This window comes from Desulfogranum marinum, assembly GCF_016918565.1.
GTDB lineage: Bacteria > Desulfobacterota > Desulfobulbia > Desulfobulbales > Desulfobulbaceae > Desulfogranum > Desulfogranum marinum.
The window spans coordinates 41,354-64,765 of sequence record NZ_JAFFQD010000020.1 but is presented as its reverse complement, the minus strand read 5'-3'; the positions used below and the strand labels follow the sequence as shown (position 1 = coordinate 64,765).

At 47.3% G+C, this 23,412-nt stretch carries 29 protein-coding genes; 28 read left to right on the top strand and 1 reads right to left on the bottom strand.

Features of this window, described 5'->3' with window-relative positions:
• Positions 1 to 14: 14 nt before the first annotated feature.
• The 7 genes from JWH17_RS12300 to fliR all read left to right on the top strand — a co-directional run bounded on the left by JWH17_RS12300 (position 15) and on the right by fliR (position 4,261).
• Complete coding sequence (locus JWH17_RS12300; RefSeq protein WP_205222922.1) at positions 15 to 518, top strand: flagellar basal body-associated FliL family protein; 504 nt, start codon at positions 15 to 17, stop codon at positions 516 to 518.
• 4 nt (positions 519 to 522) lie between these two features.
• Positions 523 to 1,554, top strand: a complete 1,032-nt coding sequence (locus JWH17_RS12295; RefSeq protein WP_205222921.1) for a flagellar motor switch protein FliM — start codon at positions 523 to 525, stop codon at positions 1,552 to 1,554.
• The gene (gene fliN, locus JWH17_RS12290; RefSeq protein ID WP_205222920.1) at positions 1,541 to 1,921 is read left to right on the top strand and encodes a flagellar motor switch protein FliN; all 381 of its coding nucleotides are present in this window, start codon (positions 1,541 to 1,543) and stop codon (positions 1,919 to 1,921) included. Before JWH17_RS12295 ends, fliN begins: the two co-directional genes overlap by 14 nt.
• A 4-nt stretch (positions 1,922 to 1,925) precedes the next feature.
• Positions 1,926 to 2,306 (top strand): FliO/MopB family protein, encoded by a 381-nt coding sequence (locus JWH17_RS12285; protein WP_205222919.1) that lies wholly within the window; start codon positions 1,926 to 1,928, stop codon positions 2,304 to 2,306.
• Positions 2,291 to 3,031 (top strand): flagellar type III secretion system pore protein FliP, encoded by a 741-nt coding sequence (gene fliP / locus JWH17_RS12280; protein ID WP_205222918.1) that lies wholly within the window; start codon positions 2,291 to 2,293, stop codon positions 3,029 to 3,031. The genes JWH17_RS12285 and fliP overlap by 16 nt, the downstream gene beginning before the upstream one ends.
• Before the next feature lie 78 nt (positions 3,032 to 3,109).
• Complete coding sequence (fliQ, locus tag JWH17_RS12275) at positions 3,110 to 3,379, top strand: flagellar biosynthesis protein FliQ (protein WP_205222954.1); 270 nt, start codon at positions 3,110 to 3,112, stop codon at positions 3,377 to 3,379.
• 96 nt (positions 3,380 to 3,475) lie between these two features.
• Positions 3,476 to 4,261 carry a flagellar biosynthetic protein FliR gene (gene fliR, locus JWH17_RS12270; protein ID WP_205222917.1) on the top strand — a complete coding sequence of 262 codons (786 nt, stop codon included), beginning with the start codon at positions 3,476 to 3,478 and terminating at the stop codon, positions 4,259 to 4,261.
• 378 nt (positions 4,262 to 4,639) lie between these two features.
• On the opposite strand, the gene JWH17_RS24100 is transcribed toward fliR, so the two are convergent.
• Positions 4,640 to 4,768 carry a hypothetical protein gene (locus JWH17_RS24100; protein WP_269755848.1) on the bottom strand — a complete coding sequence of 43 codons (129 nt, stop codon included), beginning with the start codon at positions 4,766 to 4,768 and terminating at the stop codon, positions 4,640 to 4,642.
• Between the two features lie 51 nt (positions 4,769 to 4,819).
• Between JWH17_RS24100 and flhB the strand changes: the two genes are divergently transcribed.
• From flhB to JWH17_RS12165, 21 genes are all read left to right on the top strand, one after another.
• Entirely contained in the window at positions 4,820 to 5,890 is a 1,071-nt protein-coding gene (gene flhB / locus JWH17_RS12265; protein WP_205222916.1) for a flagellar biosynthesis protein FlhB, read from the top strand.
• On the top strand, positions 5,890 to 7,992 hold the full coding sequence (flhA, locus tag JWH17_RS12260) for a flagellar biosynthesis protein FlhA (RefSeq protein WP_205222915.1): 2,103 nt from the start codon (positions 5,890 to 5,892) through the stop codon (positions 7,990 to 7,992). The genes flhB and flhA overlap by 1 nt, the downstream gene beginning before the upstream one ends.
• Complete coding sequence (gene flhF / locus JWH17_RS12255; RefSeq protein WP_205222914.1) at positions 7,982 to 9,250, top strand: flagellar biosynthesis GTPase FlhF; 1,269 nt, start codon at positions 7,982 to 7,984, stop codon at positions 9,248 to 9,250. The genes flhA and flhF overlap by 11 nt, the downstream gene beginning before the upstream one ends.
• Positions 9,243 to 10,142, top strand: a complete 900-nt coding sequence (locus tag JWH17_RS12250; protein ID WP_205222913.1) for a MinD/ParA family protein — start codon at positions 9,243 to 9,245, stop codon at positions 10,140 to 10,142. The genes flhF and JWH17_RS12250 overlap by 8 nt, the downstream gene beginning before the upstream one ends.
• A gap of 25 nt (positions 10,143 to 10,167) precedes the next feature.
• The gene (locus JWH17_RS12245; RefSeq protein WP_205222953.1) at positions 10,168 to 10,899 is read left to right on the top strand and encodes a FliA/WhiG family RNA polymerase sigma factor; all 732 of its coding nucleotides are present in this window, start codon (positions 10,168 to 10,170) and stop codon (positions 10,897 to 10,899) included.
• 69 nt (positions 10,900 to 10,968) lie between these two features.
• The gene (locus JWH17_RS12240; protein WP_205222912.1) at positions 10,969 to 11,391 is read left to right on the top strand and encodes a hypothetical protein; all 423 of its coding nucleotides are present in this window, start codon (positions 10,969 to 10,971) and stop codon (positions 11,389 to 11,391) included.
• Between the two features lie 116 nt (positions 11,392 to 11,507).
• On the top strand, positions 11,508 to 12,245 hold the full coding sequence (gene flgF / locus JWH17_RS12235) for a flagellar basal-body rod protein FlgF (protein ID WP_205222911.1): 738 nt from the start codon (positions 11,508 to 11,510) through the stop codon (positions 12,243 to 12,245).
• Positions 12,246 to 12,296: 51 nt separating this feature from the next.
• Entirely contained in the window at positions 12,297 to 13,076 is a 780-nt protein-coding gene (gene flgG / locus JWH17_RS12230; protein ID WP_205222910.1) for a flagellar basal-body rod protein FlgG, read from the top strand.
• Between the two features lie 7 nt (positions 13,077 to 13,083).
• Positions 13,084 to 14,040 carry a flagellar basal body P-ring formation chaperone FlgA gene (gene flgA / locus JWH17_RS12225; protein WP_205222909.1) on the top strand — a complete coding sequence of 319 codons (957 nt, stop codon included), beginning with the start codon at positions 13,084 to 13,086 and terminating at the stop codon, positions 14,038 to 14,040.
• Position 14,041: 1 nt separating this feature from the next.
• Positions 14,042 to 14,764 (top strand): flagellar basal body L-ring protein FlgH, encoded by a 723-nt coding sequence (locus JWH17_RS12220; protein ID WP_205222908.1) that lies wholly within the window; start codon positions 14,042 to 14,044, stop codon positions 14,762 to 14,764.
• Between the two features lie 11 nt (positions 14,765 to 14,775).
• Positions 14,776 to 15,891 carry a flagellar basal body P-ring protein FlgI gene (locus tag JWH17_RS12215; protein ID WP_205222907.1) on the top strand — a complete coding sequence of 372 codons (1,116 nt, stop codon included), beginning with the start codon at positions 14,776 to 14,778 and terminating at the stop codon, positions 15,889 to 15,891.
• A gap of 15 nt (positions 15,892 to 15,906) precedes the next feature.
• Positions 15,907 to 16,230 (top strand): rod-binding protein, encoded by a 324-nt coding sequence (locus JWH17_RS12210; RefSeq protein WP_205222906.1) that lies wholly within the window; start codon positions 15,907 to 15,909, stop codon positions 16,228 to 16,230.
• A gap of 253 nt (positions 16,231 to 16,483) precedes the next feature.
• Complete coding sequence (locus JWH17_RS12205) at positions 16,484 to 17,056, top strand: hypothetical protein (protein WP_205222905.1); 573 nt, start codon at positions 16,484 to 16,486, stop codon at positions 17,054 to 17,056.
• A gap of 45 nt (positions 17,057 to 17,101) precedes the next feature.
• Positions 17,102 to 17,362 carry a flagellar biosynthesis anti-sigma factor FlgM gene (gene flgM / locus JWH17_RS12200; RefSeq protein WP_205222904.1) on the top strand — a complete coding sequence of 87 codons (261 nt, stop codon included), beginning with the start codon at positions 17,102 to 17,104 and terminating at the stop codon, positions 17,360 to 17,362.
• Entirely contained in the window at positions 17,362 to 17,715 is a 354-nt protein-coding gene (locus JWH17_RS12195) for a flagellar protein FlgN (RefSeq protein WP_205222903.1), read from the top strand. Before flgM ends, JWH17_RS12195 begins: the two co-directional genes overlap by 1 nt.
• Positions 17,716 to 18,041: 326 nt before the next feature.
• Positions 18,042 to 19,454, top strand: a complete 1,413-nt coding sequence (gene flgK / locus JWH17_RS12190) for a flagellar hook-associated protein FlgK (RefSeq protein ID WP_205222902.1) — start codon at positions 18,042 to 18,044, stop codon at positions 19,452 to 19,454.
• Between the two features lie 3 nt (positions 19,455 to 19,457).
• Complete coding sequence (gene flgL, locus JWH17_RS12185) at positions 19,458 to 20,456, top strand: flagellar hook-associated protein FlgL (protein WP_205222901.1); 999 nt, start codon at positions 19,458 to 19,460, stop codon at positions 20,454 to 20,456.
• Between the two features lie 120 nt (positions 20,457 to 20,576).
• Positions 20,577 to 20,885 carry a carbon storage regulator CsrA gene (gene csrA, locus JWH17_RS12180; protein WP_232371062.1) on the top strand — a complete coding sequence of 103 codons (309 nt, stop codon included), beginning with the start codon at positions 20,577 to 20,579 and terminating at the stop codon, positions 20,883 to 20,885.
• On the top strand, positions 20,882 to 21,310 hold the full coding sequence (locus JWH17_RS12175; protein WP_205222900.1) for a flagellar assembly protein FliW: 429 nt from the start codon (positions 20,882 to 20,884) through the stop codon (positions 21,308 to 21,310). Before csrA ends, JWH17_RS12175 begins: the two co-directional genes overlap by 4 nt.
• Positions 21,311 to 21,525: 215 nt before the next feature.
• The gene (locus JWH17_RS24095; protein ID WP_205222899.1) at positions 21,526 to 22,965 is read left to right on the top strand and encodes a flagellin; all 1,440 of its coding nucleotides are present in this window, start codon (positions 21,526 to 21,528) and stop codon (positions 22,963 to 22,965) included.
• A 75-nt stretch (positions 22,966 to 23,040) separates the two neighbouring features.
• Positions 23,041 to 23,205, top strand: coding sequence for a hypothetical protein (locus JWH17_RS12165; RefSeq protein WP_205222898.1), 165 nt, complete (start codon positions 23,041 to 23,043; stop codon positions 23,203 to 23,205).
• The last annotated feature ends 207 nt before the right edge of the window (positions 23,206 to 23,412 follow it).

The window sequence follows — 23,412 nt, the reverse complement described above, 5'->3', positions numbered from 1 at the left end:
AAGGAACGTATCTTATGGCAGAACAGGAAGCCAAAACCACTGAAGAAGAAGGTGGCGGCAAAAAAAAGCTTATCATTATCATTGCAGCAGCCCTTGTTGTTCTCTTGGGGGCGGGAGCAGCGGCCTATTTTCTGTTCCTGAAAAAAGACCCACTGCCCGAAGAGGACGCCAACGAGCAGGTGGAAATGATCCAACCTGAAGTCGATGACGCTGAAATTGGGCCAATGATTAACATTGAGGAATTTATTGTTAACATCATCAGTGAAGACACGGCACATTATGTTAAAGCATCTCTTACCCTTGAGCTGACAAATGAAAAGGTCCTTGAAGAGGCAACCAAAAGAATGCCGCAGATTCGAGATGCCGTTTTGTTGCTCATAGGCAACAAAACCTTTGAAGAGTTACAAGACCTGCAGGGAAAAAAACAAGTAAAAGCTGAGCTGAAAAACAGGATTAACACCTTCCTCAAAACGGGAAAGGTAAAGTCCATTTACATGACGGACTTCGTCGTCCAGTAGCATCATGGAACCGATTTTAAGCAAAGAAGAAATTGCTGACCTGCTCGTTGCGATTAAGTCCGGCGATATTACCACCGACTCGGTTGACAGCGCCCCCCATCAGGCTCCGCGTTTTTTGCATGCTAAAGAGGTGGATCTCTGTCAAGTCTATCAACACCGCGCTACATCTGACGGGGAGTCCCGTATTCCCAATTTTGACATCATCATAGACATGTTTGCCAGAAACTTTGGGACCAGCCTGACCAACACCCTACAACGATCCTTTATTGTAGAACGTACTGAAATAACCACCAATACCTTTCAACAAAGCCTGCTTGATCTGAACAATCAAGGCGCAGTCGGTATTTTCAGCACTGATCCCCTAAAATACGGTTGCCTCTTTCATTTTGATATCTCCATGGCCTTTGCCCTGCTTGAGATTATGCTTGGTTCGTCGGTGGACAGCGACTCGATCACTCCCAATAGAACCCTTACTCCCATTGAAATAAGCATTCTCAAGAGCACGATGATGGGAATAACCAAAGATTTAAAAAAGGCCTTCAACCCGATAACAGAGCTCAACCCCAGTCTCACAAAAATTGAAAACAACTTCCGCCTGGTAAACATAGTTGAGGCAGATACCGAAGTTCTGGTTGCCTCATTCAATGTCAGTGTAAGCGGTGAGAGTGCTGGACAAATGCGTTTTATCATCCCCTATCTCACCGTCGAGCCATTCAGAGAAGCCTTTAAACAAATGGTTACAGTCACGCAGGCGGCCTATGGCTGGACCAATTCCTTTGCCCGTGAAGCTGCAGAGATGAAATGTTCGGTAATCGCCCGGTCAGGCTTACTGGAAATGACCATCCGCAACATTCTACAGTTAAAACCAGGTGATATTCTGGACCTTGGATATGATCCGGACCGTCCGCTCCATATAGTGGTAGAGGACCAGCCAAAATTTTTCGCCATCCCCGGTGAAAGAAACGGTAGGAAGGCCTTTCACATAACGAAAAGATACAATAGCAGCAGACTTGGAGATATGCATGGAAACGACTGAAAACCCCAACCCTCCCGCACCGGACAACACACTTAAACCGGAAGAAACGGCAGAACTGCTGGAGGATCCACAGACCGCGCCACCCGCAGCTAAAAAGAAAAACAGTACCCGCGACCTGGAGTTTCTTTTTGATGTGCCGCTTCAGGTCTCAGTCGAAGTCGGCAGGACCAAAATCCTTCTAAAAGACCTGCTCCAGATGGGAGAAGGCTATGTGGTTGAGTTGGATAAACTGGCCGGTGATCCTTTGGATCTTTATGTCAACTCTCGTCTTATCGCCCGTGGAGAAGCCGTTAAGGTTGGCGATAAGTTCGGTATTAAACTAACCGAGGTTGTCAGCCAAAGTGATCGACTGGAGCAGCTTGGTTAAAAATATGCCGCGCAAGTACGTACTTTTACCTTTCGGCCTGCTCCAGGCTCCCGTTATTGCCCATGCTGCTGAAATACATTCCATGGGCTCAATGCTTGGCAAAACACTCTGGGCGCTCTTTATCGTCATCGGATTAATATTAATTTTGTATGCACTGGTTCGGAAAAAAATCGGTTATGGCACCACAGGCTCAAACAACATAAAAGTTATTGAAATCAAGCCGATAGTACCTAAAAACACGCTTGCCTTGATTGAAGTACAGGGGAAAGAACTGCTCATCGGTATCAGCAGTAACGGTATGCATTTACTCGCCGACCTCTCCTCATCTGCAAAGGATCGACAATTTCAAGAAGTACTCAAGGAAAAGCAATGCGGTATAAAGTAATTTTCCTTCTTCCTTGGTTGCTGTTGTTTGCACAAATAGCTGCCGCGGTAAATCTGCCTACATTAAGCATCGGAGTAAACAATGCTGCAACCCCGGAGGAAGTCTCCACCGGGCTGCAGATACTCTTTCTGCTCACTATCCTTTCGGTTGCGCCGGGCATTCTGCTGATGACCACATCGTTTACCCGGATCGTCATTGTGCTTGGTTTTGTTCGCCAGGCAATGGGCACCCAAAATACACCGCCAAACCAGATTATTACCGGCATGGCCATGTTTCTTACGTTTTTCGTGATGGCTCCAGCGATAAACGCCATTAATAACAAAGCACTCCAGCCATACATGGACAAACAGATCACTCAACAGCAAGCAATGACTGAAGCAGTTGACGTTATGCGAGACTTCATGTTTTCCCAGGTTCAGGAGAGTGAGCTGCAGCTATTTATAGAAATTACGCAAGAGGAGCAACCTGAAGAGAAAAAAGATATTTCAACCATGGTGCTCATTCCCGCTTTCATGCTCTCTGAACTAAAAACTGCTTTTCAGATGGGATTTATGATTTACGTTCCTTTCCTGGTGATTGACATGCTGGTCGCCTCGGTGCTGATGTCCATGGGTATGATGATGCTGCCCCCTATTGTCATCTCCCTGCCTTTTAAATTATTACTTTTTGTCCTGGTTGACGGCTGGCAGCTTGTTGTGGGATCGTTAATGCAAAGCTTTGGTTAAATATTTGTACCTTTTCAGCGAAGAGCTGAAAACCGACAATCTACACCGAACTTTAACTCTTACAAGGAAAAGAGAATGCTGACTCCTGAGACCGTGGTCCATATAGGACGAAAGGCGGTGGAAACAGTTTTACTGACCTCAGCCCCCATGCTGCTGGTTGCCATGGTGGTGGGCCTGGTAATAAGTATTTTTCAGGCAGCGACCCAAATCAACGAGCAGACAATGACCTTTATTCCTAAAATTGTCGCTGTTTTTATAACTCTACTGATATTTGGCCCTTGGATAATGAACCTGCTTATCACTTTTACCACTGGTATTATAGCAGACATTGCCACCGTTGGCAGGTAAGCAGCAGAGCCTACATGTCGGGGCGAACCGACAAAATTTTCCAACAACCATGTCGCACTCAATTTATGAGAAATCCAGGCTAGATGGCAGACTACTATGGATATTCAGCTTATACCGATCGATCAATTTCAAAATTTTCTCATCTGCCTCGCAAGAGTTATCGCCCTGATTGCTGCCATTCCTGTCTTTGCAGGTTCACAGATCGCCATTCGAATGAAAATCGGCCTTGCTGTTACCACCGCTCTGCTCCTTTTTCCATCAATGGCTTCCCACACACCCCAAAATATCAGTTCGATAACCGAACTCGGCATTCTATTTATTAATGAAGTCATTCTTGGCGCTCTCATTGGTTTGACCGCACAACTTATTTTTACCGGGGTCAGCTTTGGCGGCACTATCATCGGCTATCAAATGGGGTTTGCCGCGGCCAACATTTTTGATCCACAGACAACCCAGCAACTCTCGTTAATGAGCCAGTTCATCAACATTTTCGCCATCCTTGTATTTCTCGCTCTCAATGGACATCACTTTTTTTTTCAGGCCATCATAGAATCATACATTACCCTGCCTCCAGGTTATCTCGATTTCTCTGGAGAAGTCGTACCGAAGCTGACTCACCTCGGGAGCCAGATGTTTATCCTCGGTGTTAAATTCAGTGCCCCGGTATTGGCCCTGTTGCTCATCTCCAATCTGGTCCTTGGTATCCTTTCCCGTGTCTTTCCCCAGCTCAACGTGTTCATGCTCTCCTTTCCAATGAACATAGGCATCGCCTTCTTTGTCATTGGTTTGACACTTAACACAGCGCTCTTGATACTGCGTCGTGAATTTGACACTCTCAGCTACAATATTATGGAATTTTTCACCCTTTTCAACACTCCCTAGGAGGCATTTTTCATCAGTTCAGTCAACGTCAGATCCAAATTTTTTAGCTATAAATGAGTCTGTTGATTGACTAGAATTTTCGTTCAAGGTCAGGTAAGCGAAGACTCCGAGGCATGCTTAAAAAATAACCGCAGGCATATAGTTGATATTCTGAGGATTCTTTTTAATATAACGAGGTAAACGCTAGACTCCGAGAGATTGGGCGAAAAGGCAGTAAATCAGCGGGCTCATAAATAGATCAGCGAAGACGTCGATAGTGCCGTATACCTCTTAGCTAATGAACATCGTTATATATTTTCGCACCCAAGTGACCTTGCTTAACATGTGGCAATTATATTCAATTTAACAATCAAACACAATATGGACTCGAAATTCGGCCTAGTCCAGTTCCTTCCCTCGCTGCTCATTATTTTCCAATAACTGTTCTGCCTCCCGCTTATCAATAAAATCAAAGCTTCCCTGCCTTATCAAGTCTTTGATCGCTTCATTCAGGTGCATGATTTGCAAGCATTTTACCTCGTAAACACTCAACTATGACTCAATCCATCATTTATAATAATGGCAGAAGATACTCCCAGCGGAGAACGCACAGAAGAACCGTCGGCAAAACGAAGGGAAGATTTCAGGAAAAAAGGCCAAGTCGCACAAAGTAAGGAAGTACAAACCGCCGCTCTTTTTACCATCTTACTGCTTTTCTGGCTTTTCTATGCTCCTCTTTTCTTTAGAGGCATTGAAGACCTGATAATGATGATTTTAAATAAAAGCGGAGAGTATGCCATTACGCCGCCTTCTATTATGCAGTTATCCTATTTTCTCGGCAAACATCTCGGAATGTTACTTGCTCCCCTCTTTGCTGTTGCCCTGCTGGTCGGTTTTTTTTCAACCTATCTCCAGATCGGTTGGTTGCTGACAGCAAAGCCGCTTACACCGGACCTAAGCAAACTCGATCCCATCAAGGGTATGGGGCGTTTTATCTCTAAAAAGTCCCTGGTTGAACTGATCAAATCGTTGAGTAAAGTCTTACTCATTGCCTGGGTGGCCTACAAAACCGTTGAAGGCAAATTTGAAGAAGCACTCCTTCTCGGCGGGATGGACGTCAGCGCAACTCTGGATTATCTTGGTGAAACGTCGTTATTGGTTATTGCTAAAGTAGTTGCCATCATGATTTTTCTTGCTGCTCTTGACTATGGTTTTGTCCGTTGGGAGATGGAAGAAAAGATGAAGATGACCAAGCAGGAACTCAAGGAAGAAATGAAGGAAAGTGATGGTGACCCGCATATCAAGTCAAAAATACGTGCCATCCAGCAACAACTCGCCAGAAGCCGAATGATGGAGGCTGTTCCAGAGGCAGATGTAGTCATTACCAACCCGACTCGGATAGCTGTCGCGATAAAATACAACGCCGAAACAATGGACGCGCCCGAGGTAATAGCCAAAGGTCAGCAACTTGTAGCTGCCAGGATCCGCGAACTAGCCAGAGAACACGATATCCCCCTGGTAGAAAACCCTCCTGTGGCAAGATTATTGCATTCAAAAGTAGACATAGGGCAAGTCATACCGGAAGACCTGTTCAAGACAGTTGCAGAGATCCTTGCTTATGTCTACTCATTAAAAGCGAATAAGAGATAATGGAAACAGTCAATACCCAGTCAATTATCACCCGTTTCAAAATTGAAGATCTACTGAAACGCAGCGACATTCTTGCCTCGCTGGGGTTGGTGGGCATTTTGACCCTGATGATCATTCCTGTTCCACCGATCATGCTGGATCTTTGTCTATCCTTTAACATTACCATTGCAATTCTTATTCTGATAATCAGCCTTTATACCCAAAAAGCTGTAGAATTTTCTATATTTCCATCTGTCCTGCTGGCCACCACTCTCTTTCGCCTGTCTTTAAACGTTGCCTCTACCCGTCTCATTCTGCTCCGCGGACACGAAGGCATGGATGCTGCCGGATCGGTCATTCAATCCTTTGGTCAATTCGTAGTCGGCGGCTCATATGTTGTCGGCCTGGTGATATTCATTATTTTGGTCATCATTAACTTTGTGGTCATCACCAAGGGTGCCGGCCGTATTGCCGAAGTAGCAGCGCGCTTTACTCTTGATGCAATGCCGGGAAAGCAGATGGCCATCGATGCCGATCTCAACGCAGGCCTCATTGATGAACAAACCGCCCGTGATCGACGCGAAGAAATATCCAATGAAGCCAACTTCCATGGCGCCATGGACGGTGCCTCCAAGTTTGTGCGTGGAGATGCCATTGCCGGGATTATCATTACTTTGATAAATATTGGAGCCGGTTTTATTATCGGTATTCTCCAGAAAGGCATGCCCATGGCTGAAGCTGCCCAAAATTACACCATCCTGACCATTGGTGACGGTCTTGTCGGTCAGGTCCCGGCCCTTATTATATCTACGGCAGCAGGCATGCTGGTCACGCGCTCCGCAGGAAAGGACGACTTTGGGGCGGAGATGAAAGCCCAGTTTACCAGATACTCCAAAGCCCTGTGGGTTGTCTCTGCCATATTGCTTGCCTTTGCCCTGATACCTGGAATGCCTTTTTTCCCTTTTCTCGTCATTGCTTCGGGGCTTGCTTATACTGCCTACAAAATAGACAAGGCGGAAAAAGAAGAAATCGCTGCCAAACCACTCATAGAAGAACCTGAACCGGCTGTTCAGCCAGACGAAGACTACGAGCAAATGCTCAACGTAGACCTGATAGAGCTGGAAGTCGGCTACGGCTTGATCCCTTTTGTCGATGCGGCACAGGATGGGGAATTATTGCAACGAATCCAATCCATTCGTAAACAATTTGCCATCACCAGCGGATTTATTGTTCCTCCTGTGCATATTAAAGATAATTTGCAACTCAATCCCAACCAGTACACGATTAGCTTAAAAGGGGTGCAAATAGCCACCGCGGAGATGATGCCGGGCTATTGTATGGCCATGGATCCAGGCATGGTAACCGAAACCATTAAAGGTATCCCCACCCAGGAACCCGCTTTCCAGCTGCCGGCCATCTGGATAACCGACGATAAACGTGAGCAGGCGCAAATAGCAGGTTATACCGTGGTTGACTGCACCACGGTTATGACCACCCATATCAGTGAAATTATAAAACAACACGCCCATGAACTACTCGGTCGTCAGGAAACCCAGAACCTGATAGACAATCTCGCTCGGACTTATCCTAAATTGATTGAAGAATTAGTGCCCAACATCCTTAATCTGGGCAGCATCATGCGCGTCCTGCAAAACCTTCTTCGAGAGAATGTATCCATCCGAGACCTACGCTCGATTCTTGAAACCATGGCTGACTACACACCCATGACCCAGGATACGGATACCTTGACGGAATATGTTCGCCATGCCCTGTCACGTTCGATCTCCGTTGCCTATACACGGGATGACGGCACGATGTCGATCCTTACCATGGATAGAAATGTAGAAGATACTATCCAAACAGCCGTTCAGCACCGCGAGCACGGTTCATACCTTGCCCTGGACCCAGCCATTGCACAGAAAATACTCGACAGCCTCGGTTCACTTATTGCCAATTACCCTGGGGGCCAGCAACCAGCGCTACTGGTAACCCCGCAAATAAGACCACATGTTCGCCGCCTGACGGAACGTTACTTCCCCAGCTTGGCAGTCCTCTCGCATAATGAAATTACAACAAATATTAACATTCAATCCGTTGGAACGGTAAACATCGATGCAAGTTAAGGTCTTTGAAGCGACAGACATGACAAGTGGGTTGAAGCAGGTCAAGGATGCCTTTGGCCCGGACGCGCTCATTCTCTCCACTCGTACCATCAGGCGTGGTGGTAAACTGGGAATAATGGCTAAGCCGTTGCTGGAAATTACAGCTGCCATTGATAATGACTGGCCGGAAAAAGATGCTCAACCGAATAGTTCCTATCCAAAGCACGACAAAATACGACAACACAAAGAACCTTCTCCTCCTGAGGATGATCTCACCTACGAAAACCTGTGGGATACTCCTCGACAAGATCCTGCTCCAGCCGCTGTAGAAGCAGCCCCTGCATCCAGCGAGCTGAAAGATGAAATCGAAAACTTAAAAAATACCATTGCCGGGCTGACCCAGCAGGTAACAACCATCCAGGCGGCAACGGTTCATCAAAAGCCTTATATTGAACCGGAATTTACAAACAACACTCAACCTGACAATGACTTTCTTTATAAAAGATTAACCTGTTGCGGCATCAATCATACAACTGCCATAACGGTTGCTGAACAGGCAAAAGAGATACTGCGTACCAGTGTGACCGGAGAGCCTATTGACCCGGAATCGGCTCTCAAGGCAGCCATGACAAAAATGTTTAACACCGAAAAACTGTTGCAGCAGAAACTGAACAGGCAACTGCGGATCAGTTTGGTTGGTCCCACAGGGGTAGGCAAGACCACAACCATTGCCAAAATGGCTGCCAATTACCTGAACAAGTTCGGCGGCAAGATTGCACTCATCACCATCGATACTTACCGGATTGCGGCTGTGGAGCAACTCAAAGTGTATGGAGAGATCATGCGACTTCCGGTGGAAGTCATCATTAAACCGCAAGAAGTCGGCCAGGCGTTAAGAAAATACCAGGACTATGATCTCATTTTAATCGACACCGCAGGAAGAAGTCCTAAAAATACCCATGACCTTGCCGAAATGGCAAGTTTTCTTGATCCACGGCATGCCATTGAAAACCATCTCCTGCTCTCTGCAGGAACCAGAGACCGTGAACTGGCAGAGACCATAGAAAAGTTCAGCATTCTCCCTCTCAAAACTTTTATCTTCAGCAAAATTGATGAATGTGACCAGCTGGGTGTCATTGCCAACATCCATAGTCAAAACAGTACCCCACTTTCGTTTTTAACCAATGGTCAACGGGTACCGGAAGATATAATCACTCCTAATCCGGCAACAATAGCAAACTTTATCGTGAACGATCACAGGACCCTGCATAATGGCTGATCACCCGATACGCCCATTAGACCAGGCTGATACCCTGCGGGCTATGAATACACAGGAAAATTCCGACACACCTCCCCCCCATCAAACCACAAGAGTATTTGCCGTCACCAGTGGCAAAGGCGGTGTCGGCAAGACGGCAGTGGTTGCCAACACCGCAGTATTGCTGGCGAAAATGGGAAAACGCGTTCTTATACTTGATGCGGATCTAGGGCTGGCCAATATAGATGTTGTCTTTGGCCTTGCACCGGGGCATAACCTCAACCACTTCTTCTCCGGCGAACAGGAGCTCGATGAAATCCTGGTTGAAGGACCCAAGGGGATTAAAATTCTACCTGCCGGTTCAGGAGTGCAACGTTTCACCAGGCTGGATGCTCACGAAAAAATGCGGCTTTTAGAAGCACTGGATGCAATGCACAATGACTTTGATTTTGTGCTCATCGACACCGAAGCCGGCATATCGGAAAATGTCACCTACTTCAATACAGCTGCCCATGAAATCCTGGTGGTCACCACCCCTGAACCAACAGCAATTACCGATGCCTATGCTCTGATGAAACTGCTCTCCACTCAGTATCACGAAAAGCACTTTAACCTGATTGTTAATTTTATAAAAAACGAAGAGGAAGCACTGGATGTGTATCGAAAGCTGACCATGGTCGCCAATCGATATCTTGACATATCCATTGATTATATCGGCTCAATCCCCCGTGACAAAATGATGATTGACGCTATACGTAAACAACAGGTTTTGGTTGAATTGTACCCCGAATCAAAAACCAGCATGGCATTTGAAGCCTTAGCACGTACGATCATGCAGGAACCACAAAGCCTGGAACCCAAAGGTTCAATCCAGTTTTTCTGGAAGCGACTGCTGGACTTTGGCGCCAAATAAAACAACAAATATTTATTTGATATATATGTATCCACCGGTCCCCCCACTTGATAACCGATCCGAAATGATTCGGGACAACCTGCCTCTGATTGAACTGGTTGTACAGCGAATGGTATCGCAGGTTCCGTCGTTTATGACCAAGGACGACATGACCAGTGCAGCCATGATCGGCCTGACAGATGCAGCCAAAAGATTTGACAGTTCCAAGGGCGTTAAGTTTAAGACCTTTGCCGAATACCGTATGCGTGGGGCCATTTTAGATGAAATGCGAAAGCTTGACTGGTTTTCGCGCACCATGCGGGAGAAACAAAACCAACTTACCCAGACAATGCTCGGTCTTGAACGCCGACTTGGGCGATCCCCCAATGAGGAAGAAATGGCCCAGGCGATGAACATAACGCTGGACGAATACCAATCCATATTGAGCCAGGTCAGCCATTTGGGATGTGTCAGCCTCCACGAAACCCTGGATCACAGTGAGGAAGGCAGAAACTTTCTGGATGCCCTGGAAGATATCGGCGGCCCGACCCCTACCGATATTATTGAACAAGAAGAATTAACCTATCTTTTAGCAGAAATACTAGAGGAACTCTCAGAAAAGGAACGTCTGGTCATAGCACTTTATTATTATGAAGAACTGACCCAAAAGGAAATTGCCGAAGTCATCAGTGTTTCCGAAGGCAGGGTCTCTCAGCTCCATAGCCAGGCACTGCTGAAACTGAGGGTTAAACTGCTTAATTCCGACGTAATGGATTAAGTACTATGGGCGTTTTGAAAAATTTATTTTTTCAGGTCACTCAAGCACTCTACTTCCGGAGGAGCCGGCATGAATAATAGTATAGCTTTAGTTATCTGCAGCACCCTTCTTGGTTTCTGCCTCAGTCTTATCGTTATTGCTCTTTTACAAAAGAAAAAAAATACAGCATCTCCATCCCGTGATAAAAAGCAGATCAAACGCCTCGAAAGAAAGCTCAACCAGGCACTGGCGACCGACAACCGAGTTGCGTCGACTCCCACGTTTAGACAATCGCTGGACAAGGCCTCATTGACCACAGAGTTTCAGGTCCCAAGATTACTCAATCAGGCAAGAATCCACCAACCACCGCCGGAAAAATACACTATCTTTAAAAAACTGATATCCCAGGGACTAAGCAAAGAGGAGATTGCATCTGTTCTTAGCATCTCAACAGTTGAAGCAAGCCAACTGATGAACCTGCATTCTATGACAAAGCCCAACTCTTCCACCTGATCGTTCGTGGTGCTGTTTTTCTTTGCCGGGAAAAGAATTGCTGCCATGTGCGCTTAAGGAAACAGCCCTACATGCCGATATAATTACATGACTATCAATATTCACTAGGTAAAATCATGGTCTCCGGAAAATACAGCGCGCTCAGTGGTGCCCTTGCAAGAGAACAGGCTATGGGCAATATCGCTGCAAACCTTGCTAACGTGAGCACCACTGGCTTTAAAAAAAATCGCATTAGCTTTGAATCTGTACTCAACGATGCCAAACAAGTTACTGACGCCGGAGGCATAAATTACTCGCGCATTCGAAAAATAGGCACTGATTTTGATCAGGGAGGGGTGCGGGAGACGGGCAGAGAACTTGACCTTGCCATTGCCGGTGAGGGATTTTTCAAAATCAGAAAAGGAGACGATACTTTCTACACCAGGGCTGGTCACTTTATGCTGGACGAAAACGGTATGGTGAAAACCGAAGACGGGTTCAACCTCCTTGCCGGAGGCAACCAGCCTTTGCAGCTTCAGGATGCTGCCGGCAAAATCATCTCCATCGACGACAACGGCAATATAGCGGTTAATGGTGTTGCCACGGACAACCAGGTTCAACTGTATTCCGTCAACGATGAAAACCTGTTGAAACAGGTCGGCAACTCTTTGTTCCAGCTTGAACAGGGGGGAACGGATCAGGGGCTTGAAAATTTTCGCGTGGTGCAGGGTAGCCTTGAAACCTCCAATGTCAACATGATGGAAGAAATGGCACTGATGATAAATACCCAGCGGAAATTTGAAGCAGACCTCAAAATAATGGAAAGTTACTCAACCCTTGGCGACAAGCAGGACGAACTTGGTTCTATAAGCTAACAGGCAAAAACATACTACTTATGCAGATATTACTGCACAAAGAGGCATACTATGCGATCACTCTGGACAGCAACCACCGGCATGTCGGCTCAGAACCTGAACCTGGACGTTATTGCCAACAATCTGGCAAATGTTTCGACAACAGGATTTAAAAAAAGCCGTGCGGATTTCCAGGATCTGCTCTACCAAATCATGAAAGTACCGGGGAGCCCCACTTCAGACGATACAAAATCACCAACAGGTATACAGGTCGGCCTGGGGGTGAAAACAGGTGCAGTAACAAAAGTTTTCACCACAGGCGACCTGATTCAGACCGACAACCAACTCGACGTGGCCATTGAAGGCACAGGCTTTTTCCAGGTCGATCTCCCCAACGGCAACACCGCTTATACCAGGGCAGGTAACTTTAAGCTTGACGGTGACGGCCGGATGACCACCTCTGACGGTTATCCAATCCAACCGGAGATCGTTATCCCGGAAGATGCCAATGAGGTAACCATCTCAGAGACAGGCGTGGTCAGTGCCATTTTGGGGGATGATACCGAATCTACAGAGCTTGGCAATATTGACTTGGCAAATTTTGTCAATGACGCCGGCCTGGTTGCCATTGGCCGTAATCTCTTTCGAGAAACAGACAGTTCCGGCGTTGCAGCCATCGGCACCCCTGGTAGTGATGGTTATGGTCTGCTGCTCCAGGGTTTTGTCGAAAACTCCAACGTCAACCTGGTCGAAGAATTAGCCCATATGATTACAACCCAGAGGGCGTTTGAGATCAACTCTAATGTTGTCTCTACCTCCGATGAAATGATGCAAACCGTTAACAACATGTAAGGCGCATATGAAGTATATTCTCGGGTTATCGCATAGCATTTTTCTTTTGTTGCTCCTTGTTGCACCGGCGTCGGCAACACTGACAGTTACCTTTACCGAACAGGCAACCGTAACCGGTGACAAGATACTGCTTGGCGATATTGCACACATTTCCTCAACCGACCAAGCAGGACAGGCCTTAGGCCGGCTGGTAATTGCCAACTCCCCGGCCCTTGGACAAAAAAAAACACTGCAGACCCCTTTGGTCATCACCTCGCTCCGCAATAATCCTCAGGCCGCAGACGTTCACTGGACTGGCACACGAGAAGTTGTAGTGCAGCGCCGGACAATAAAAATTACCGCCGATCAACTCTACCAAATCATTGCCCAATTCCTGGCTGACAACAAACAAAGATTGCCCAACGGTGATATACGCTTCACCTCCATGCGTGCTCCTGCTGAACTCTTCCTGCCATACGGAGAGCTCTCGTGGCGTGTCACACCGTCACGTCCCACTATCGTTGACAGTTCAAGCTTTTCCATTTTCTTTAAAGTCGACGGCAAACCAGCCAATAACTGTACGGTACGTGGTCGAATTGAGATCCTTACTGATATTGCCGTGGCCGCAGATACCATACGGAAGGGAACGGTCATCAAAGCCGAGCAAATAATCATGAAACGTAAAAATATTGTTGCCGCAGACCATCCTGTTTACAGACCTGAAGATGTTATCGGCATGCAGGCAGTTAGAACCATCGGCTCCGGTAAAGTGGTCGAACAAGATCATATTACCGCCCCACCTGTGATCGCGAGCGGAGACATGGTAAAAGTTATTGCCGGCAAAGGGCATCTCAGAATCTCCACCAAGGGCGTTGCCAGGTCAGCCGGGATAATCGGTGACACCATTCGGGTAAAAAACATGCGCTCAAACAAGCTTATTTATGCACGGGTCGAAGGCCCGGGAATGGTTTCCGTGGAGTTTTAAGATGAAATATATACACAAGACGAACTATTCATTCCCATTATCCAACCTGTTCCTGCTGTGTGCGGTGTTGGCCCTTTTTCTTTCAGGCTGCAGTAATCCTAATCCTGAAGTAGTTTCCATTCCCGAACCACTGGAAGCACCTGTAGTAAAGGCTCCGCAACCACAATCGCCAGGCACCTTATGGACAGGAGATGAAGGGAACTGGCTTGCTGATATCAGGGCCAGAACCGTAGGTGATATTGTTACAGTGATCATTCAGGAAGAGGCCAGTGCATCCAAAGAAGCAACCACAGAGACTGACCGGGAATCAAGTATGACTGCCGGGATTCCCACTCTGTTTGGCTATGAAAAGGTGTTTGAAGAGAACAACCCTAATTTGAATATGTCTTCTCTTGTGGAAGCCAACCTGAGCAATGAATTTAAGGGGGGTGGAAAAACGACCAGAAGCGAGGATCTGGTTGCAACCCTTACCACCCAGGTGATTGAGGTCTACCCTAACGGAAACATGAAAATCCGCGGCGGCAAATCGGTTACGGTGAACAATGAAAACCAGATTATTTATCTTACAGGTATTGTCAGGTCATTTGATATAACTGCCGCCAACACCATAGATTCCGGCAATATTCTTAATGCGCAAATTGCCTATACCGGTAAAGGTGCTATTTCAGACAAACAGAAACCAGGCTGGCTGATGCGTATTCTGGATAACACCTGGCCTTTCTAGAGAGGCTCTCCATGCAAAGAAAATATATACTATACACACTTCTTTTTATTCTGCTGCCTGTATGGGTGCAAACCGTTTCAGCAGCACGCATAAAAGATCTCGCAAACATAGAGGGAGTCCGTGAAAATCAACTCATGGGTTACGGGCTGGTCATAGGGCTCAACGGAACCGGAGACGACATCAAAAAATCGGTTTTCACCCGCCAGGCCATGATTAATATGATCAAAAGAATGGGCATGGCCATCACACCGGATGTCTTTAGCCAAATGAAAACCAAAAATGTGGCAGCGGTCATGGTCACCGCAAAACTACCCCCTTTTGCACGAGCAGGTTCAACTATTGACATCCACGTGGCCTCCATTGGCGATTCCTCGAGCCTTGCAGGCGGCAACCTGCTCATGACACCGCTCAAAGGGCCTGACGGCAAAACCTACGCCGTTGCTCAGGGTCCCCTTGCCGTTGGTGGCATTTCTTTTGGCGGCAAAGCAGCTCAGGTGCAAAAAAACTTTCCAACCGCGGGTCGTATTGCCGGTGGTGCTATTATTGAGCGAACTGTTAATTTTGCCCTGCCCACAGACGGTAATCTTCTGTTTCAGCTTAAGGAAACAGATTTCACCACTGCTACCAGAATGACCGAGGCCATCAACGATCAATTCGGTGACGCCACAGCCCAGTCTCTAGACGGAACATCCATCCAGGTTATACAACCTGACGATTACCCTGGTGGATTGGTTTCTTTTATCTCAGAAATCGAGAACATCAGTATCTCTCCGGATACACCCGCCAGGATTGTGGTCAATGAACGAACCGGCACTATTGTTATGGGGCAGGATGTACGCATATCTACCGTAGCAGTGTCCCATGGTAACCTGAACCTGGTCATTTCCGAATCCATTGAAGTATCCCAACCAAACCCACTGGCTGCCGGTGAAACGGTGGCCGCACCGCAGACGACCATTGAAGTCGTCGAAGAGGACGGCAACCTGGTGGTCCTAGAGATGGGTGTCAATATCGGTGATATAGCAAAAGCTCTCAATGCTATTGGTGCCACTCCTCGCGATTTAATTGCTATTTTTCAAGCTATCAAAGCGGCAGGCGCCCTTCAAGGTGAACTGGTTGTCCTTTAATCGGAAATACACATCATGAATCCCATTGACCCGAAACTCACATTTGCAGCAGCGCAGCATGTACAACAACAGGAAACTGTCAGTTCTACAAATAAAGATGACAAAGCCATTAAAAAAGCAGCTGCCGAGTTCGAGGCCATCATGGTGCAATCCATGTTCAAAGCCATGCGGAAAAGCGTACCTGAAGGAAAGCTGTTTCCAAAATCCAATGCCGAAAAAATCTATGAAGAAATGCTCGACCTGGAAATTGCAACCCAAGTCTCACAAAAACAGAGCCTCGGTCTTGCCAAACAAATTTACGAACAGATGCAAAGTAAACTAAACCAGGAAAATAAATAGCTGCATTCACTCTTTTTTATCTTTTCAACACCATCAAGGATATTCTCCTTACCACCAGCAAATTGCATAGCATACGTATTTATCTGGAATTACAATCCATTATCCTTACTTTATTTTTTTCATCTTTTTCCCCAAAAAATCAGTAAAAAAACTAAAGTTCTCACAATTTCCCACCGAAAAGAAGAGTACAGAAAAGAAAAAATCTGTACTGCGGCCAAGGACGAGTCGCAACAAACTGCAGGGAGGCAGGGAAATGATAGACAGTGTAAGCCACAATCAATTGCACAGTGCGATTCACACTCACCGGAATTACCGCATGGAAGCTAGCTCTACCAAGCAAAGCGACGAAAGCGGCAAGCAGTCCGGCTCGATGGACGCTGTATCCATTGAGAGTGAATCCTCGTCGGCAATCACCTACTCTACCGACATGAGAGTCGATAACAGACTAGGAGACAAGTTTGGTTTGCTGCAAAACCTGGTAGCCAACCTGCTGAAAGAACAAGGCATTAACACCAAGGTATTGGCCGGCGATATTGAGATTGACATCGCCACCATCACCCCTGAAGCAGCCGAAGAATTGGTTGCGGATGACGGGTATTTTGGTGTAGAAAAAACCTCAGATCGAATTTTCCAGTTCGCAGTTGGAGTTGCCGGCGGAGATCCATCCCGAATCGATGCCATAAAGGAAGGCATTAATAACGGATTTGACCAAGCGCTTGAAGCGTTTGGTGGGTGGCTCCCAGACATCTCCTATGCAACTTACGATGCGGTTATGGAAAAGCTCGACAGCTGGGTAGCTGAGTCCAAAACTGTGGTTGAACAATAACATCAGGTGAACGTGATGACAGTGGAATTTTTTGGAGTCAGAGGTATGGCACAAATAGGCGGTGTCAACAAAATCAATCGCACCGGTGAAACGCAAAAATCCGGCAAAGCTGACAACGCACAAGGCGCATCGTTTTCTTCTGCTCTCAAGGGAGCGAGTGAAGCAACCAGCACCAGTGATGTTTCCAAAAGCGAACGGGCCGCCCGTGTTGAAGAACTCAAAGCTCAGGTAGCAAATGGTACTTACGAGCCTGAACTGGACAAAGTCGCTTCCAGCCTGCTTAAATTCTTAGTTGAGGGACGATAATGACCCGCGAATCGGTTCGAGAGTTGCTCATGCAGTTGCGAGAAACTATCCACAACGAACGAGAACATGCAAAACAGCTTGATATGCAGGCCATGGCCCATGACATGGCACAAAAACAAGCAATCCTGCAAACCTTGCAGGTTGTCGAAAAACTGCATCCGGACGATCAAGCTCTTGCCCGTGAGATCAGCGATGAAAACAGACGCAATGCCTTCCTATTCCGCGCAACACTGAATTGGATCCAAGAGACCATGGAATTTTTTGGTCGAAAAACAGTCCCTACAACCTACGGCCAGACCGGTGCAACCAACAACACCGCCATGAACGGTCGCCTGCTTTCCGGTAGGATTTAAGCCGCTTTCCCCCTTCTTCCTGTCACTCCTGGGCTAATCGCCCTTCCCTGTTGTAGCTCTTTCTAACTCACCCAGGCTTTTACCGCTGCTCCGCCCTCTTCTTTGCACTCGGTTTGCTCAGAAACTGGGTGTTACAGCGCAAGCAAACTCTTTATGGTATGCCCCCTCACTCACCCGCGATCCGTCCACCTGTCACCCAGCTGAAAAAGAAAGACCATACGCTCTCAGCTAAACTCTTTCTCGGTTTGTGCCGATACTATAAATAGAGGATCATTTTACCACGTCAACGGACTGACTCACACTACTCAATATCCAGGAATACGAACATGGCAGGACTCCTTGACGCTCTGAATGCCGGTAAAACAAGCCTGAGCACCAACCAGAAATCCATCGAGATTGTCGGCAACAACGTTGCCAACGTCAACACCGAAGGCTATTCGCGTCAACGAGCCGAATTGATGCAGATCCCGGCGGTCAATTTCGGTGATTTCTTCATAGGTCAGGGGGTAACCGTATCCGACGTCAGTCGGGACTACAGTTCCTTTATCAGCCGCCAGCTCCAGGAAAGTAATATTGCCTTTGGTGAAGAAACCGGCAGGTCCAACACCCTATCGGAGCTCGAACGTATTTTCAATGTATCGGACGACAATCTTGCCTCTGAAATTGACGATTTTTTTGACGCCTGGCAAGAGCTGACGACCAATCCAAGCGGAGCGGTGGAACGAGACGTGGTGCTCCAGCGTGGACAACTCCTGGGTGATGCCTTTCGTCAGGTCAGTGATGAGCTCAACACCATTACCCAAAACCTCAACACCGAAATTATCGGCGAGGTAGAACAGCTCAATGAAAAGATCTCTGAAATTGCAAAGCTCAACGACAGAATCAGGCAGATAGAAATTGGCGGCCAGCAGGCCAATGCGGCCAGGGACCAGCGGGATCTGCTGGTTCAGGACCTCTCGCAAACCCTTGGCGTGAAGACATACAGTGATAACCTTGGCATGCTCGCAGTGGTTCTACCAGGGGGCACACCTCTGGTCCAGGGCAATACGGCCATGACCATTCAAACGGTTACCACCGGCACCAATGTCGAACTCCAGGTCGAAATAGCCGGAACCATCAAAGATATCAGCCGCGAGGAACTGGGTGGGGAGTTTCGCGGCATATACGAAATGCGGGATGTTTTTGTGGAAGGGTTGCACGATGATCTTGATACACTTGCCATTGACATCACCTCTTCGGTTAACGATATCCATGATGATGGGTACTTCATCGATCCTACGACGGATATCGCCACCACCGGTCAATTCTTTTTCACCGATATCACAGCGCTGCCGTCAGACGTTCGCGCCAGCAGGTCCATCACCACTGCCTTTACAGACAGTCGCTATATTGCTGCTGCCGGCCAGGACACGGCTGCCCCTGGTGATAACGAGAACGCACTCAAAATCGCAGCATTGGAAACAAGCCATAACGTAACAGGCACCGATGGCAACTATGATGCCTTCTTCAGCCAAATGGTCTCCACAGTCGGCATTGAAGCAAGCAGAAACGACCTCGCGCTCAAAGGCGCAGAGGATACCACAGTCCAATTGCAAAATCTGCGTGACGGGTATTCCGGCGTTTCTCTGGAAGAAGAAATGATTGACCTTATTCAATATCAACGTGGTTTTCAATCGTCGGCCAAGTTTCTTTCCACTGTTGATGAAATGATGAATTCGCTGCTGCAGCTCAAGGGGTAAAAGATGAAAGCAACCCAAGGCACCACTTACCGCATGCTCGGTACACGGCTCAATGACGTAGCTCTTGATCTTGAAAAATTACGCACCACAGGGGCAACCGGTAAAAAATTATCCAATCCTTCTGATGACCCGGCTGCCATCCGCCCTGTACTCAATACCAGGAAGCAGCTCAGCAACATCGACCGTTATCTGGAGACAATGGGCAAAACCGGCGACATCATGGCAGCCACCGATGGGCACTTGGAGCATGTCGAAAACATCATGCAGCGGGCCAAGGAAATCATGGTCAATGCAGTGAATGGAAGCCTAAGTGACGAGGACCGTACAGTGCTGGCTGATGAGCTGGTACAGCTCAAGCAGGAAATGCTTGATGCTGCAAACGGGAATGTTGACGGGAAGTACATCTTTAGCGGCTACCAGGAAGACAGCAAACCGTTTACCATCAACACATCTTATACGGCAGCTGGGTATGATGCCAACGATCATACAACATGGCCCGTGTTGTATGCTGGTGACGAAAATGCCACCTTTGTTGAAATCAGCTCTGGTGAACAACTGCAGGCCAACCTCACGGGCAATGAGCTTTTTTTAGGTTCTACAAACTGGAATCCTCCACCCTACAACCCACCAGACCCTACAGGCAACGCGGTGAATGGTATTGATGCCGGGAGGTTTGACCTGTTTGCAGAAATCACCCAGGCCGAAGAAGCTATTCGCGCCAATGACCAGGCGGCAATGCAGACCAGCCTCCAAGACCTTGATGGCGCAGCCGAGCAAAACCGTAGGCTTCGTTCACAACTTGGCAACAGAGCAAAGCGAGTAGAAACCGCCATGATCCACCAAGAAGAGGCACAGATCGACCTCAAACAGGTGTTATCCCGCTATGAGGACGCAGACGCCATCGAGGTATTCAATGATATCGTGCAACAAGAAACCGCCTTCCAGGCGGCTCTGAGTATAACCTCCAAGGTTTCCCAACTTTCCATTCTCGATTTTATCTAACCCTTATAGAACCGACTAAAAACACTTGCTTTTTCGAGCAGTTTACACAATATTGAACATATGGACGTTGAAATAATCAGTTACAGGTGATCTATCTTTCATCTGTACTGATTGCTTCCTATGAAAGGACAGTCCTCAATTCTTCCCCTCTGGATAGATTTTTCCGGAAAAATCATAGGTGCAGACATGCTGGTGCTGACCAGAAAAGCCGGTGAAGGTATTGTTATTGGTGACAATATTACCGTCAAAATCATTGAAATGAAAAGTGGGGGGGTCCGTATCGGGATTGACGCTCCCCGGGAAACCAAAATTTATCGGCAGGAAGTCTACGACCGCATTCGTGAGGAAAATATTGAAGCGGCAAGGTGGGATATGGCAGACCTTGATATCCTTAGTGATGAGCTTGCAAGCAGGAAAGTGAAAAAATGAAAACTATACAGACTCGCTTCGGAGAAATAGAATTTGACCCTGCAAATGTTATTCATTTTCCGGAAGGACTAATCGGACTGAAGGATTTAAAAAACTTCCTTGTCATTCCCAATAAAAAAGAGGGTCCGCTCTTCTGGATCCAAAGTGTTGATGATCCTGCCTTTGCCTGTCCGGTAACTGATCCAACCAACTTCTTTCTCGACTACGCCATCGCTCCTGACAAAGGGGAAAGAGAAAAATTAAAAATTAAAGAAAATGATAAATATTTTGTGTTAAGTATCGTCAGCGTAGACCAGGATAAAAAAATAACTCTTAACCTGGCCGGTCCTATTATTTACTCGCCAGACACCAGTCTTGCCCTGCAGGTGGTGCTGGAAGACGGCAACTACGATACCCAAACGCCGCTTCCGGAGATAAAGAAATAGCACCTTATATTTATTAGTTACACGTTAGCCGCCTTCTCCTTTGAGATGGCGGCTTTTTTTATTTTTTCTCAAAAAACACTTAACTGTTCCCGCCTATAAACCGAAAAGAAGACTGAGAGAGACAAAGATGCATTGAGAGAGTTGTTACGTTTGTATCGTTAGCCGAAGGATAAGTCAGTGGACGACCGAGGCTAAGAATTTCATGGAGGATTACCATGGCTTTAACGATCAATACGAACATCGGCTCTTTGAATGCCCAACGCAATCTCGCCAATTCCCAGCTCGACCTGAACACCTCTATGCAGAGGCTGTCTTCGGGTCTCCGTATTAACTCCGCCAAAGACGACGCGGCGGGGCTTGCCATCTCCGACAGGATGACTTCCCAGATCCGCGGACTCAACCAGGCAGCCCGTAACGCAAACGACGGCATTTCCCTTGCCCAGACCGCAGAAGGAGCCATGCAGGAATCTACCAACCTGCTGCAGCGTATCCGCGAATTGTCTGTCCAAGCTGCGAACGCGACTAACTCGGCATCCGACCGCCGCTCCTTGCAGGAAGAGGTGGACCAGCTCATCTCCGAACTCGACCGCATTGCCAAGACAACCACCTTTAATGGCCTCAAAATCCTCGACGGCTCCTATGTGGGGCAGGCGTTCCAGGTCGGTCCCAACCCAGGTGATGCAATAAGCTTTGATATCGACGGCATAGAAGCTGACGAGATCGGTCATATCACAACCGCCATTGGCGATACTGCCGTAGATGCCAATGTGGCCAACGATATAACCATCACTGTGGGCACCGATGGAACAGCCAAAGCCATTGCATCCAGTGCGGATTATGCAATTACAGGTGATACATACAGGGCCGAGGACTCAGCCTATGCAAAGGCAGAGGCTATCAGGGACTCGAGTATCTTCGGGCTAACCGTTGATGCGAAAACAACTTCTACCACAACCTTAAATGCAACGCCTCCAACTGTCCCGGCGACTACGGGAAATTACACCCTGACTGTTAATGGCAAAACTGTCTACAGCCAGCCCAACACAACCGGCGCTGCCGTAGCTGTTAATTATGCGGATATGGTCTCTGGAATTAATGGTAATGCCGGAGAAACAGGAGTAACAGCAACATACGATGTAACAACAAGAGAACTCGTATTGACAGCAGAAGACGGAAGAAACATTGTAATAGCCGACGCAGGTTCCTCCGCAGATGTTATTGCAGACACTACCCAAAGAGGAACAATTACCTTGTCCGCGACCGAGTCCATTGATTTAGGCGGTACAACTGCCAGCATAGGATTTGGTACTACCACTTCCCATACAGTTGACTCCACCAAGGGCATCGATGTAATCGACATCACCACCCTTACCGGTGCCAATGAGGCCATGCTTCGTATCGATGCCGCACTCAGTTCGGTGGACTCCAGCCGTGGTAAGCTGGGAGCTGTGCAGAACCGGTTTGAATCCACCATCTCCAACCTTCAAAATGTAGCTGAAAACCTTACCGCAGCACGCTCCCGTATCCGTGATGCAGATATTGCCCAGGAAACTTCGGAAATGACCAGGTCCAATATCCTGCAGCAGGCTGGCGTTTCCATCCTTACCCAGGCCAACCAGACACCGCAGTTGGCTCTCCAGTTGCTTCAGGGATAAAGAGCTCATCAAGTAATCATCCATCCGGGAATGGCCTCTCGTCATTCCCGGATATAATATACACGAGGTTTGCAGATGAAAATTGTTACCTTTCGTTATCAAAGGTTTGCATCGGTACTCCAAAAAACAAAAAAAGAAAAAGATATGCAAGTCACCCCTGATTCAGAAAGAGCCTATTATATCAAGAAGATAGCTCTAATCGGCAATCGTCCTGAGGTAATATTGGGGTCATGGCAATAATTTTTTTTTAAAAAAACCTAAAGATTCTTTCAAGGCAGTTCGATAGATACAATAAGGGAAAATGACGTCCCAAAATTTTGCATAAAAAAAAACCAGGTATATACGATTCAAACGCAATGGAGGCGCTAGTCAGCGAAAAAATCTAACAGCAATAAAATATACATGGCAAGGATGCCAGACTAAGTAACATAAGCCTATTTAATATTC